Source organism: Niveispirillum sp. CC-CTL257 (assembly GCF_059489915.1).
In genome coordinates this window covers 250,214-263,882 of the sequence record NZ_JCAJXE010000003.1, presented here as the reverse complement: position 1 = coordinate 263,882, position 13,669 = coordinate 250,214, and the positions used below count along the sequence as shown (strand labels likewise).

The following is a 13,669-nucleotide window of genomic DNA, read 5'->3' as shown; positions in this document are numbered from 1 at the left end:
CCCTACCAGACCGGTTGAAGGCGCGATGTCGCGGGGATCGCATTGGTCTTTGCCGGGATCATGTACATGCGCAGGAAGTTGACACCCGCAGCCGCCCCCCAGAGAGCCTTGCCGGCCGCGCCCACAACGCCACCGCGCCGCTTGGCCGCCATCATGCGACGGTTGATCCGCTCCATCCGACGGAACCCTTCACACAGGGCGGGATTATCCAGGTCCAGGACCAGCGGGAAGCATTGGCGCGAAATCTCCGACGTCAGGCGGAAGACACGCATATCGTAATCATCGATATCCACGCCCATGGCGGCATGAAAGGCCGGGCGCATATGGTCGCGCACATACATGGTGGCGAACACGGCCAGCAGGAAGAATTTGATCCAAAGCTTGTTCACGCCCTGCAACAGCCGCTCATCGGAGCGGATGATCAGGGAGAAGGCCTCGCCATGCGAGAATTCATCGTTACACCACTCCTTGAACCATTTGAAAATCGGGTGAAACCGGCGATCCGGGTTCTTTTCAAGATGGCGGAAGATGGTGATGTATCGGGCATAGCCGATCTTTTCCGACAGGTAGGTGGCGTAATAGATGAACTTCGGCTTGAAGTAGGTGTATTTCTTAGCCTTAGCCAGGAAGCCCATATTGACGCCGATGCCAAAATCCTTCAGCGCATCATTGATGAAGCTGGCATGGCGGGACTCATCCCGGCTCATATAGCCGAATAGCTCACAGATTTCCTTGTTGGTCCCCCGGCGCTTCATTTCCTTGTAAAGGACGCAGCCGGAAAATTCCGACGTCAGCGAAGAAACCAGAAAATCGGTCAACTCTTCGCGCAGCGCCGGTTCAAGTTCATTAATGTCGATATGGTCCCAATCGGCATTGCGACGGAAATGGCCCCGGTTCGGGTCGCTGCGCATCTGTGCGATCAGGGCGTCCCATTCAGCACGCACCGGCTCCACATCGATCCTGTCCATCTCGTCGAAATCGGTGGTGTAAAAGCGTGGTGCCAGCATGGTGGAGACCAACGCGCTGCGTGTGGTGTCATTGACTGCGGCCAGCTTTTCCTCAATGGAGGGTTCATGGTCGTGGAGATCGGCCTTCAATGCGTTGCTCATGACAATGCCCTCTCCGTGAAGTTGAATTCGCACAGTTCCAGCATGTCCAGATCGCCGGTCGCCCGGATCCAGGCGCGTTCCAGCGCACCGGCCCGGGTGATGGTGGCCTGCCGGCGGAAGCTGCGGCTTTGGCCATAGGGAACCTGGACCGGGGCGCCATGCACCAGCACCTCGTCACCCGGATGGACGATGACGCCATTGTCGAAGCGCAGATGCGCGCCCAACGCCTCGAACGTATTGTTGATCTCAACGGTGCAATCGACGGTCTCGCGCCGCCGCATCAAGGCAAAAACAGGGTTCATGGCCTTGGTCCCCCTTGCAGACCGAGCAATGCTGCAAACGCTGCCGCATTGTCGCGACCGAAAGCGTCAAGATAGATGCGCTCACCCGTCGCCGTGTCAGACAGGCTGACCCGCCCGGATTCCCAGCGGATCAGACGGTAGGGCGCATCCTTGGGGGCCTTGGCCACATCGCGCATCCGTTCAAAGGCACGCAGCGATCCCCGCACGAACCCACCCTCGTCAACGGGATAATCGGCGATCACCGCACCCGTCGTGGCATCTGTGACCGTCACCCTGTCGCCCGGTGCCCGGGTGATGGTGATGTCGCGGATGGCGACCGGGCGGCTCGCCTCCTCACGCACCACGCCGATCCCGGTCTCCTGACCGAACATCACGGCGGCGGTGGCGAAGATCAGAAGCGTGGCGGTGGACAGCAATATCCAGCGCGGGAACCGGTTCGTCCCCCGCCGCTTCCGGCTGTCGAGATAACCAAGGCTGAGCGCGGATGGCATCATCCCCTCCTATTCCGCATCAACAGCATGCGGGACGGTCTCAACGGAATTCGCCGCCACCAGCAGACGCGGGTGGCCGGACCGCGCACTGGCATGCTGTCCATAGGCCAGCGTCAGGACGGCTGCGACTGCTTCGGCGTCGGGCAGGCAGATCAAGCTGGGTTCAGGTGACGCAAAGCGCCAGCCGCGCACATGCGGCCATTGCACCATCCAGGACAGCCGGTATCCCTTGCGCAGGGCCATGGCGATGGTGCCGGCCTTTCCCCCCAGACGGCCCAGCGCCACCGTATCAATCTGGGAGAACGGCAGGTTCAGCGTCATCGACAGCGCGACGCCGAACCGCATCACCACCCGTTCACTGGTCACGGTATAGAGCGTCGTCCGCTCCACCGCCCAGGCGAACAGTTCCAGCAGGCCCAACGCCAAGCCAGCCAAACCGGTCAGAACCGCAACCGAAAACAGGATACCGCCGACCGGCTGACCATCCGCCACACCTGCCGCCGCAGCCCACAGCGCCAGCACGACAAAATAGCCGCCGATCCAGGTGCTTTTCAGCACATGCTTGGTCACCAGCCGGGCCAACGGCCGCCCCTGCCAGAGGATTTCCTCCCCCGCCGGAAGGTGTTCCGGCAGGCCGGCGACCGGTTCTATCTCATGTTCACGGGCAACGAACTGTTTCACAGCAGCGACTCCTGTCTGTCACTGACGGCGTACAGCAGACCGGCACCGTAATAGGCGGCGATCTTGTCTTCCTCACGCAGCGTCACCGTCCCATCATTGACCGTTGCCGGCACGTCGGCGAACTGTGTCGCCGTGATGGCGTGGACATAGAGCTGACGGCGATTGCCGCGCCCAGTCTGGATCACAACGAAGTTATTGGGCAGCAGAACGTTCCGCGCCCCGTCGGCGGATCCAATCGCCACCTCGTAGTAGCGGATCAGATGTTCGGACCGGTCCACCCAGACATCGCTGACCGTGCCGGCAACCTTACCGTCACAGGCGATCACCGACAGGCCGCGGGGATCGGTCTGCCCCTCGGCGATGGCAAAGCCTTCGGCATGGCGCAGCGGCACGATGCGGGGGTCGCCATGGGCCGTCATGTCCGGTGTTTCCGCCCGTTCCGCCCATGAACCGGGGCCGACACCGGCCAGCAACGGGTTGCCCAGCGGCTCGATCGGATAACCCGGTGCCTTGGCAAAGCGCTTGGCAGACAGGGGCCGCGTATCGCGGACAAAGTCCGGCACCTGCTTGGCACCCTGACCATGTGGCAGGACGAAGGTCTTTTTGGGCGGAATAAACAGGAACGGGTTCTTGTTGTACCGCCCTGTCGCATCCTCCTCCAACGGATAGCCCTCCCGTCGGTCCTCCTGCCGGAGGTACCAGAGAAGACCCGCAAAGAAGAGCCAGAAGGCGTAAAGCACCATCTGCGCCACATCAAGGCTGCCGCCGAGAGAACCGATCATTTTTGTCCCTCCAATGATGGCGCTTGCGCCGGCGATCAGCCGGGCATCTCCGCCAGGCCCAAACGCATGTCACCAGAACCGACCGCCCGGCAGTGCTGCCCCGTCAGGGGACCAATCACGGCCAGACAGACAAAAAGAAGCACGATTTCAAACAGGTAGACGGTGAGATAACCCGAAGCGCGGGTCATCATCGCCTCGCCCAGCCGGCCATCCAACGCGAGGCTGTTGACGCCATTCTTGATCAGGCCGGCGGCCAGCAGGCTGCACCCCATGGCGGTGGACTGTACCGCCCCCCAGGCACCGACCACGATGCCGTTTTCCGACCGCGCCGACAGCGCCATGGCACCCAGTAGTGTGCCAACGGAAAACAACCCGCCGCCAAGGCCCACACCGGCAGCGCCGGCATAGAACAGGTTCCGCATACCCAGCGGTTCCGCCAGGATGATCAGAGAGAAGGCGGAGATACCGATCAGAAGGCCGCGCGCGGCGATACGGTACATCTGACCGCCCGCGTGTAAGCTGTGCGCCGCCCAGGCAAAGCCGGCCATGGTGCCCGCAGCCCAGAAGCCGGTCAGCAGCGTCGTGCGCCCCACCGACATGCCCAGGATTTCACCGCCATAGGGTTCCAGCAGGATGTCCTGCATGGAGAAGGCCGCCGATCCCACCGCCACCGCCAGCAGCAGGCGAACGGTACCTGGATCGCTGCGATATTGGTTAAGCGCCTCCCAGAAGTCGGCGCGGGTACCGCGCTCCGCAACCCGTGCGGGGTTCCGCGCCTCCTGCTTCCAGATAGCGACGACGTTCAGCACGATGGTGAACACCGCTGTACCCTGGATCACCTGGATCAGGTGCATGGCGGAGAAATCGACCAGGGCGACAGAGTAGAAGGCAGAGGCCCCGATCATCCCGACCAGCAGCATGACATAGAGCAGGGCCACGACCCGTGGCCGCTTCTCCGCCGGCACCAGATCGCTTGCCAGCGCCAGACCTGCCGTCTGTGACATATGCATGCCAAAGCCGGTCAGCATGAAGGCCGCAAAGGCACCCACAGCGCCCGCCCATTCCGGCCCCACCGTCTGTGATTGCAGCAGCAGCAGGGCAAACGGCATGATAGCCAGCCCCCCGAACTGCAACAGGCTGCCCAGCCAGACATAAGGAACGCGCCGCCAGCCCAGCACTGACCGGTGCGCATCGGACCGGTAGCCAAAGAACAACCGCAACGGGGCCGCCAGCACCGGAATGGCGATAGCCGCAGAGACGAGTTCGACTGGAACGCCCAGTTCAACGATCATCACCCGGTTCAAGGTGCCGTTCAACAGTACCAGGACGCAGCCCACCGAAATCTGGAACAGGGCCAGACGCAACAACCGGGACAGCGGCATTTCGACCGACGCCGCATCCGCAAACGGCATGTATCGGGTCCCCAGCTTCTGCCAGAGCCCGATGATCCTGCGGTTGGCGGTGCCCATGCTCATGGCCGGAAGACCTCCATGGCTTGGGACTTGTAAAACCCGATGGAGACACGCTCTGTCCGTCCGACCAGCCAGCCCTTCATGTCCGGTCGGGTAACCAGATTGGCGACCAGATCATCGGTATCCACGGGATAGATGGAGGGGGAGCGGTTGCCGCGCGGGAAGGCGCGACCCGCCGCCAGCATGGTGCGCAGGAACCGCGATCCCGGTGCCAGCGTGAAGACCATCTTCCGGTCGGCGCGGGCGGCCAGCTGCTCCAGCACACGGGTCGCATGCGCGGCATCGTAATGGATCAGCACATCCATAGCCATGACAGCGTCAAAACGACCATGACGCGTATCCAGCATGTCGCCACTGTCGAACTGCACCGTGCCCCGATGCGCGCCGGTCGGGCGATGCTCCGCCGCGCGCTGACGGGCGAAATCCACCATTTGCGCCGACAGGTCGATACCCAGCACGTCCGCACCACGATCCATCAGGTCCAGCGACATCACCCCCGACCCGCAACCCGCATCCAGGATGCGCCAGCCCGTCAGATCCTTCGGCAGCCAGCCCATCATGATCTGACGCATTGTGTCGCGGCCCCTGCGGACCGTCGCGCGAATGCCGCTGACCGGCTGTTCACCGGTCAGCTTCTTCCAGGCGTCCAACGCGGTACGATCGAAGTAATGTTCGATCTCTCCGGTCCGGCGTATGTGGTCGACATGCGTCATTGCGGGCCCCTGTCACTCAAACCCGAGGAAGTCGAAAATCTGCCGATCCTTCATCGGCTCCACCAGCAACCCCGGCGTGCCGGCCCACAGCGTCTCGGCCAGTTTCAGATATTCCTGCTGGATGGCCACGATCTCCGGGCTGTCACCCATTTCGAACAGTGTGCTTTTCTTCAGACGGCTGAGGCGCACCTGATCGCTGTCCGGGATATGGGCCAGACGCTTCAGGCCGATAGCGGCGTTATAGCGGTCGATCTGATCGGTTTCCCGCGACCGGTTGGCGATGACCCCACCCAACCGCACCTCATAATTCTTCGACTTGGCCTTGATGGCCGCCACGATGCGGTTCATGGCAAAGATGCTGTCGAAATCATTGGCCGCCACGATCACGGCGCGTTCGGCATGCTGAAGGGGGGAGGCAAAACCACCGCAGACCACATCACCTAGCACGTCGAAGATCACAACGTCGGTATCATCCAGCAGGTGGTGTTCCTTCAGCAGCTTGACCGTCTGCCCCACCACATAGCCACCACAGCCGGTACCCGCCGGCGGTCCACCCGCCTCGATACACTGCACACCGTTATAGCCCTGGACCATGTAATCCTCGGGCCGCAGCTCCTCCGAATGGAACCCCACCTTCTCCAACACGTCGATGACCGTAGGGATCAGGCTTTTGGTCAGGGTGAAGGTGGAGTCATGCTTGGGATCGCAGCCGATCTGCAAAACCCGCTTGCCCAGCTTGGAGAAGGCGACCGCGAGGTTGGACGAGGTGGTGGATTTACCAATCCCACCCTTGCCATAGACGGCGAAGACCTTGGCGCCATCAATCTCCATGGTCGGATCGAGATGGACCTGAACGCTGCCCTCACCATCCGCGCGTTCGCGCAGCGACTGTACCATTCGCGTATCACGTTCAACCGTCTTGGTATTGATCTGTATGTTCATTCGGCAGCCTCCCTTGCCACGCCTTCCAGACGGTCCTCAAGCTCCTCACCGGCCCGTTTAAGGGCGGCCAGGGTCTCGGTGTCCGGCTGCCAGTAATTGCGCTCATGCGCCTCCATCAACCGGGCCGCGACGCGGGCCGTAGAGGCGGGGTTAAGGCTCGACAGACGCTGGCGCATCTGGGGGTCGAGCACGAATGTCTCGGTCATCTGTTCATAGACCCAGGGGTCCACACCGCCGGCGGTCGCCGACCAGCCCAGCGTATTGGTCACCTGCGCCTCGATATGGCGGACCCCTTCGTACCCATGTTTCAGCATGCCCTCGAACCATTTCGGGTTCAGGGTGCGGGTACGCGTTTCCAGGGCCACCTGTTCGCCCAGCGTGCGGACCTTGCCTTCGCCCTGCGTCTGGTCGGAGATGAAGACCGGCAAAGCAGCATCGCCCTTGGCACGGGAAACAGCCTTGGTCAGACCGCCCAGCGTGTCGAAATAATGTTCGATGGTGGTGACGCCGACCTCAACAGAGTCGAGGTTCTGGTAGGCCATGTCCACGTCGCTGAGAATGGAGTCCAGCACGGCGGCCTGGTTGCTGCTCTTGCCCTTGCGGTTAATCGCGAAGCTTTTGCGCTGGGTATAGGTCTCCGCGATCTCTTCATCGTCCGTCCAGGATGAGGAACCGATCAGCATGTTCACATTGGCGCCATAGGCCCCTTCGGCGTTCGAGAACACGCGATAGGCCGCCGCCTCCAGCACGCAGCCATGCGTCTCGCAATAGGCCAGCGCATGTTTGCGGATATAGTTCATCTCCACCGGCTCATCCGCCGTGGCCGCCAGATAGCTGGCCTCCGCCAGCATGCTGGCCTGGATGGGCAGCAGGTCACGGAAGATGCCCGACAGGGTCATGACGGCATCAATACGGGGCCGCTTCAGCTCCGCCAACGGGATCAGTTCGGCCCCGCAGACGCGGTTGTACGCATCCAGCCGGGGACGGGCGCCCATCAGGGCCAGGGCCTGCGCCATCGGCGCGCCACCGGTCTTCAGATTGTCCGTACCCCAAAGCACGATGGCGACCGTTTCCGGCAGACGCCCGTCGATCTGGCGATACCGTTCCAGCACCTTGCCCGCCTGCCGCTCGCCATCCTGCATCGCATAGGCGCTGGGGATGCCGAACGGGTCAAAACCATGGATATTGCGCCCGGTGGGCAGCAGATCGGGCGTGCGCAGCAGGTCACCCGATGGTGACGGCATGATGAACCGGCCATCCAGGGCACGGACCAGACCGTCCAGTTCTTCATTATGCAGCAGGCCCTCATTCATGGCCGACAGTCGCGCCACGGTGGCGCGCTTGCCCTCATCCGCGCCGCGAAGGGTCATGTCGATGGCGCGGCTGTCCTGATCCACGATCGCGGTGGTGAGTGCGGTATCGGTGCGCAGGAAGGCCGCATCCTCCATTCCGGCAACGATATGATCCAGCAGTTCCAGCCGTTCCGCACGTCCCATCCCCTGGCCCGCGACATGAAGGCCATGCGGGATCAGCGCATATTCCAGCTCCATCATCTGCTGCATCAGATACTGCACCACCTGCGCCTCACCGGCATTGGGTGGCGCGGGGCTGAGGTCAAGTTGCTCGGCCTGGACACGGATCAGGGCCATCATGCGGCTGCGTTCCGTCGCGGCTTCTGGCTCTGCCGCACGATAGCGATCCAGGCTGACTTTCAGCTCGCTCAACCCCTTATACAGCCCGGCCTGGGTGATGGGCGGGGTCAGGTAGCTGACAAGCGTGGCCGCCGACCGCCGCTTGGCGATGGAACCCTCAGAACGGGTTGTTGGCCGCGTAGAGATAGATATTGGGCATGGCACCCAGGATGCGGTCCGGCCAGCAGGTGGCCGACAGCCCTGTCTGCTTGCCCGGCATGAATTCCAGCGCGCCATGCGTGCCGAAATGCAGCACGGCATCGGCGCGGAACGTCTCCCGCAGATAGGTATAATAGGCAGCGAACGCATGGTTGGGGGCGAACCCGCCCTCGAACAGCAGGCGCATCGGGTCGCCTTCATAGCCGAAGGAGGGTTGCAGCCCGACCAGCAGATTGCCGAACTGCCGACCCAGCACGAAAATGCCACGCCCGTTGCTGAGGATACGGCCTGGTGCTGGTCCCCATTGTGCTTCAATATCGGCCAGATGGCGTTCCCGGCGCACATGCTCGTCGGCGGTCACAACCGCATGAACATTGGCCTCCGTCCCGTGGAAGACCGCGTTGCCTTCCAGCAGCATGGTCCGCAGCGTATCCACGCTGTCGGGGACGGCAACCTCATAGCCTTCGGTGGCCAGCCGCTTCATGGTGGCATGCAGGCTTTCAAACACCGCCAGGAACGCGGCAGTACCGATGCTGCCGCTGTTGGGCGGATAGTTGAACAGGGTAACGGCGATGCGTCGCTCCCGCCGCTGCTTGCGGCGCAGATCGACCATGGCCGCCAGCCGGTTGGCCAGCAACTCCACCCGCTCATCATCCGGCTGCATGCAGGCACGGGCAGCAGGGCATTCGCCCAACTGCCGGGAACAGCTGCAGGGCTTGGCCTTGGTGCCACCTTCGGAACGGCCGCCGAAGACCATGGCGCCTGTGGCACCATCCAGTTCCGGGATCGCCACCATCAGCGTGGTTTCGATGGGCGTCAGGCCCTGGCCCGATTTCTGCCAGCCTTCCTTTGACTGGAACTCTGTCACGAAGGCCGAAAGGTAAGGCACATCCAGCTTTGCCAATGTGCGGGCCGCAGCGGCGCTGTCGCTGTAGGCAGGGCCGCCCACCAGCGAAAAACCGGTCAGGGAACACAGCGCGTCAATGGCCGTGCCACCGCCCACCGGGTCCATGTAACGCTCAATCGCACCGCGCATATCCAAACCGCTGCAGAAGGCCGCAACGACGCGGTATCCCCGCCCCTCCAGTGCCGCGATCACCCGGTCATAATGCGCCGTGTCGCCCGACAGGATATAGGTGCGCATCAGCAGCAGGCCGATGGTGCCCTTGGGCGCAGACGGCTGCGGCAAGGCGGATAATTGCGTGGTGACGCGCGGTTTCAGACGCGGATGATACAGGCCGACATCGGGATATTCGACGGGATCGCCAACCGTGACCCGGGTCTGCAGGCCCTTGCGGTCATCCTTGGCATATTTCGCGACCAGCAACCGCACCATGTTGGCCACATTCTCTTCCGATGCGGCGATGCGGTATTGCAGGGTCAGGAAGTAGTTGCGCACATCCTGGGCCGTGCCGGGAATGAAGCGCAGAAGCTGCGGCAGGCGGCGCAGCATGGCCAACTGCCGCTCCCCCGCCGTCTTGCCATTGTCCATGCCGCCCCGGGAACTGGACCCGCGCAGCTTCTTCAACAAGGCCAGCGGACCCTTCTGCTCACCGCTCATCCGGAAGCGGCCCATGGTGGTGAATTTCATGATCATACCGGCCGACATGCAGCAGACCATGGCGTCACAGTCGCGATGCCGGGCCTCCAGCACGTCGGCAATGGCCTTCACATGCTCTTCCACGAAGATCATGGAGACGATGATGATGTCGCCATTCAGGATGTCCGACCGACAGGCGGCCAGCCGCCCCGCATTCTCTGCCCAGTCGGTGGCGGCATGCACGGTCAGCGTCAGTCCCGGCAACTCCCGCGTCAGCGCCAGCCGGGCAGCATCCACTGCCGCCACAATGTGGTTGTCCAGCGTGACCAGCACCACCCGGACCGGGGTGCTGTCAGCGGGCGAAATGGGCTTTCGCGTCATACAGCGTCTCCACGGTGATCGGATGTATCCCCTTGCCCTGGGCAAAGAGTTCGGTATTGCGCCGGGCCTTGCCCCGGACAAAGAACGGAACCTTCTGAAGCTCCCTTTCGGCCTCCAGCGTCCAGGTGGCGATCACCCCTACGGCGGCGGTAACAGCGATGGCGGGGGCCGCTTGCGGCGGCTCCGCCACGAGCTTGACAGCCGGCGCCTGCGGATGCAGGTGCGAGGCGGCGGCACCATCATTGAATTCGAAATCGTCGCGGAACATCTGCAACAGATGTTCCTCCAGCCCCATCATCAGGGGATGAACCCAGCTGTCGAAGATGACATTCGCCCCTTCGAACCCCATCTGCGGGGAGTAGCGGGCGGGGAAATCTTGCACATGCGTGGGCGCGGAGATGACGGCGCAGGGCACGCGCAGCCGTTTGGCGATGTGCCGCTCCATCTGTGTACCCAGCACCAGTTCGGGCCGGGCGGCAACAATGGCGGTCTCCACCTCCAGATGGTCGTCGCTGATCAGCGCCTCCACCCCGTACTTGGCCGCCGCATCCCGGACATCGCGGGCAAATTCCCGCATATAGGTGCCCAGGCCGCAGACGCGGAAGCCCAGTTCCTCCGACGCGATCCTGGCGGCGGCGATGGCGTGGGTGGCGTCGCCAAAGATAAAAACTCGCTTATTCGTCAGATAGTTGCTGTCAATGGACCGGCTGTACCAGGTCAGACGGTCACGGCGGGGACTCTCCTGCGCCGACAGTCCGGCCAGCGCCCGCACCTCGGTCAGAAACTGTTCCGTGGCCCCGACGCCAATGGGAATGGTCGATATGAACGGCATCCCATGCGCGGTTTTCAGCCATCGGGCCGTGACATCGGCGATTTCGGGGTAAAGAACGATGTTGAACGCCGCTTCCGGCAGGCGGGCTAAATCAGCCGGCGCAGCACCCAGTGGGGCCACAACGCGCACATCCAACCCTTCCTCGGTCAGCAGCTTGACGATTTCGGTGATATCGTCGCGGCAACGGAAACCCAGCGAGGTGGGGCCCAGGATGTTGCAACTGTTGGCCGGGATGTTTTCCGGGCGCGGCGCACGGCCCACGAAGGCGCGCACCAGACGGTAAAACGTCTCCGCAGCGCCCCAATTCTCCTTCTTCTGATAAGAAGGCAGTTCCAGGGGCACCACCGGCACCGGTACATCCAGCGTGCGGGCCAACCCGCCCGGATCGTCCTGGAGCAGTTCCGCAGTGCAGGACGCTCCCACCAGCAAAGCTTCCGGTGCGAACCGGGCCACGGCGTCACGGCAGGCATTCTTGAAGATATCCGCCGTCGACCCGGCCAGATCGCGGGCCTGGAAGGTGGTGTAGGTGACGGGCGGACGCGATTGCCGCCGTTCAATCATGGTGAACAGCAGATCAGCATAGGTGTCGCCCTGCGGCGCGTGCAGCACATAATGCACACCCTTCATCGAAGCGGCGATGCGCATGGCACCCACATGCGGCGGGCCTTCGTAGGTCCACATGGAAAGCTTCATCGCGTGGCCTCCCGGCGGTCGCCGCTGAGGATCGCGTTGCGCATCAGGGGCCGTGCAAACAGCTCCGCCAGATCACCGGCCTGCTCAAAGCCCTGGATAGGCGTGAAGCTGAACTCGATTGACCATTTGCTGACCCGCCCCTCTGCCTCGAATGGATTGGCAAGGCCAAGGCCGCAGACAATCAGATCGGGATTGGCATCACGGCAGCGGTCGATCTGAAGGTCCACGTCCTGACCTTCAGAGATGGGCACACCCGCCGGTAACAACGCCAGTTCGCCCGCCACATGCTCACGATGCAGATACGGGCTGCCAACCTCCAGCAGTTCCGATCCCATTTCACGGGCCAGGAACCGGGCCAGCGACGGCTCCATCTGGGAATCGGGGAAGAAAAAGACGCTGCGTCCCTCCAGCCAGGGCCGGTAATGCGCCATGGCCTCTGCCGCCCGGCGGCTCGGCTGTGCCACCACCGCATCGAAACGCGCCATATCCACGCCGAAGGCGGTGCAGATGGCGCGCAGCCACGCGGATGTTCCTTCTGCACCCAACGGGAAAATGGAGTCGATACGCCGCACCCCGCGCGCTTCCAGTGCGGCGGCGGTAGCCCCCAGATAGGGCTGGGCCAGGATGAAGCGGGTATCCGGCCCCATGACCAACCCCTTGATGGCGTCACGACCGGGCAGGAACACCACCCCGGTCAGACCCAGTTCCGCGAACAGGCGACAGAACTGATCCTCCACCACATCGGCCAGACAACCGACGACCACCAGCCTCGCGGGCATGCCCGCAGCCGGCGACGCTGTCTTGTCGGCGATCAGGGCGGCGAGGAAGTTATCCTCCCCCTGGGTGAAGGTTGTCTCGATCCCGCTGCCAGAATAGGCGATCACGCGGTGGCGGGGGGCATGCACAGCATTGAGGCGGGTGGCCGCCCGCGACAGATCCAGCTTGATCACCTCCGACGGGCAGGAACCGACCAGAACCAGCATGCGGATATCAGGCCGGCGTTCCAGCAGACGCGCCACAACTCCATCCAGCTCATCATGCATGTCGGCCATCCCGGCCAGATCCCGTTCTTCCATGATGGCGGTGGCAAAGCGCGGTTCGGAGAAGATCATCACGCCTGCTGCCGATTGCAGCAGATGCGCACAGGTCCGCGAACCAACGACCAGGAAGAATGCGTCTTGCACCTTGCGATGCAGCCAGATGATGGAGGTGAGACCGCAGAAAACCTCATGCTGGCCGCGCTGCCGGATGGGCTGTACGGCGGCAGGCGGCTCGGTACAGGTGGCAAGCTGGGGCATGCTCATTACACCCTCCCCGCCGCTGACAGACCGGCATCCATACTGCTCGTGGCTGCATCAATCCGCCGGGCCGCATCCAGCCGGGCCAGACGCAGTTTCCAGACAAACTGTCCCGCATTGACGATGTAGGTGGCGTAGGCCGCCAGTGCCAGCAGCATCAAACCATTTGAACCAAGGGCACCAGACCACAACGCCAGCAGATAGGCCGTGTGCAGGGCCAGCACCAGCATGGAGAAGACATCTTCCCAGAAGAAGGGCCGGGCGAAGAGATAGACGCCAAACACTCGCCGTTCCCAAATGGAACCGGTGATCATGATGGCGTAAAGCGTCAGCGTTTTGACCACCACCGACATCTGGGCCATCGCCAAGCCGTCGCCGGTCGACAGATACCGGACAATCAACCCCAGGCTGACCAGGAAAACCAGGAACTGGACAGGTGCCAGCACGCCCTGGACCAGGGTCCATCCGCTCGCGTCACGCCGCCGCCTTTCCTCGTCGGTGTAAAGCGCCGGGCCGGGATGCGATGGATGGATCTTACCGATCACGCTCTCTCCTTCTCCCCGTCCGCATGTCGCGGGGTCAT

The 13,669-nt window shown here is 63.0% G+C and carries 13 protein-coding genes; all 13 read right to left on the bottom strand.

The annotated features are described in order from the left end of the window. Window positions 1-2 precede the first annotated feature (2 nt). The 13 genes from acsF to bchF are packed head-to-tail and all read right to left on the bottom strand — an operon-like array spanning window position 3 to window position 13,631. Complete coding sequence (gene acsF / locus ABC729_RS17930; RefSeq protein ID WP_495608971.1) at window positions 3-1,109, bottom strand: magnesium-protoporphyrin IX monomethyl ester (oxidative) cyclase; 1,107 nt, start codon at window positions 1,107-1,109, stop codon at window positions 3-5. Further along, window positions 1,106-1,411: a hypothetical protein gene (locus ABC729_RS17925; protein WP_495608970.1), complete on the bottom strand. Its 306-nt coding sequence runs from the start codon at window positions 1,409-1,411 to the stop codon at window positions 1,106-1,108. The genes acsF and ABC729_RS17925 overlap by 4 nt, the downstream gene beginning before the upstream one ends. After that, the gene (gene puhC, locus ABC729_RS17920) at window positions 1,408-1,905 is read right to left on the bottom strand and encodes a photosynthetic complex assembly protein PuhC (RefSeq protein ID WP_495608969.1); all 498 of its coding nucleotides are present in this window, start codon (window positions 1,903-1,905) and stop codon (window positions 1,408-1,410) included. Before puhC ends, ABC729_RS17925 begins: the two co-directional genes overlap by 4 nt. A gap of 6 nt (window positions 1,906-1,911) precedes the next feature. Beyond that, the gene (puhB, locus tag ABC729_RS17915; protein ID WP_495608968.1) at window positions 1,912-2,583 is read right to left on the bottom strand and encodes a photosynthetic complex putative assembly protein PuhB; all 672 of its coding nucleotides are present in this window, start codon (window positions 2,581-2,583) and stop codon (window positions 1,912-1,914) included. Beyond that, the gene (gene puhA / locus ABC729_RS17910; protein ID WP_495608967.1) at window positions 2,580-3,365 is read right to left on the bottom strand and encodes a photosynthetic reaction center subunit H; all 786 of its coding nucleotides are present in this window, start codon (window positions 3,363-3,365) and stop codon (window positions 2,580-2,582) included. The genes puhB and puhA overlap by 4 nt, the downstream gene beginning before the upstream one ends. A gap of 35 nt (window positions 3,366-3,400) precedes the next feature. Next, a complete protein-coding gene (locus ABC729_RS17905; RefSeq protein WP_495608966.1) occupies window positions 3,401-4,840 on the bottom strand; it encodes a BCD family MFS transporter in 1,440 nt (479 codons plus the stop codon). Continuing rightward, window positions 4,837-5,550, bottom strand: coding sequence for a magnesium protoporphyrin IX methyltransferase (gene bchM / locus ABC729_RS17900; protein ID WP_495608965.1), 714 nt, complete (start codon window positions 5,548-5,550; stop codon window positions 4,837-4,839). Before bchM ends, ABC729_RS17905 begins: the two co-directional genes overlap by 4 nt. Window positions 5,551-5,562: 12 nt before the next feature. Then, complete coding sequence (gene bchL / locus ABC729_RS17895; RefSeq protein ID WP_495609521.1) at window positions 5,563-6,447, bottom strand: ferredoxin:protochlorophyllide reductase (ATP-dependent) iron-sulfur ATP-binding protein; 885 nt, start codon at window positions 6,445-6,447, stop codon at window positions 5,563-5,565. Between the two features lie 41 nt (window positions 6,448-6,488). Continuing rightward, entirely contained in the window at window positions 6,489-8,420 is a 1,932-nt protein-coding gene (locus ABC729_RS17890) for a cobaltochelatase subunit CobN (protein WP_495608964.1), read from the bottom strand. Then, on the bottom strand, window positions 8,302-10,263 hold the full coding sequence (locus tag ABC729_RS17885; protein WP_495608963.1) for a cobaltochelatase subunit CobN: 1,962 nt from the start codon (window positions 10,261-10,263) through the stop codon (window positions 8,302-8,304). Before ABC729_RS17885 ends, ABC729_RS17890 begins: the two co-directional genes overlap by 119 nt. Next, window positions 10,235-11,788: a ferredoxin:protochlorophyllide reductase (ATP-dependent) subunit B gene (gene bchB / locus ABC729_RS17880; RefSeq protein WP_495608962.1), complete on the bottom strand. Its 1,554-nt coding sequence runs from the start codon at window positions 11,786-11,788 to the stop codon at window positions 10,235-10,237. The genes ABC729_RS17885 and bchB overlap by 29 nt, the downstream gene beginning before the upstream one ends. Next, window positions 11,785-13,092, bottom strand: coding sequence for a ferredoxin:protochlorophyllide reductase (ATP-dependent) subunit N (locus tag ABC729_RS17875; protein ID WP_495608961.1), 1,308 nt, complete (start codon window positions 13,090-13,092; stop codon window positions 11,785-11,787). The genes bchB and ABC729_RS17875 overlap by 4 nt, the downstream gene beginning before the upstream one ends. Beyond that, window positions 13,092-13,631, bottom strand: coding sequence for a 2-vinyl bacteriochlorophyllide hydratase (gene bchF / locus ABC729_RS17870; protein ID WP_495608960.1), 540 nt, complete (start codon window positions 13,629-13,631; stop codon window positions 13,092-13,094). Before bchF ends, ABC729_RS17875 begins: the two co-directional genes overlap by 1 nt. Window positions 13,632-13,669 lie beyond the last annotated feature (38 nt).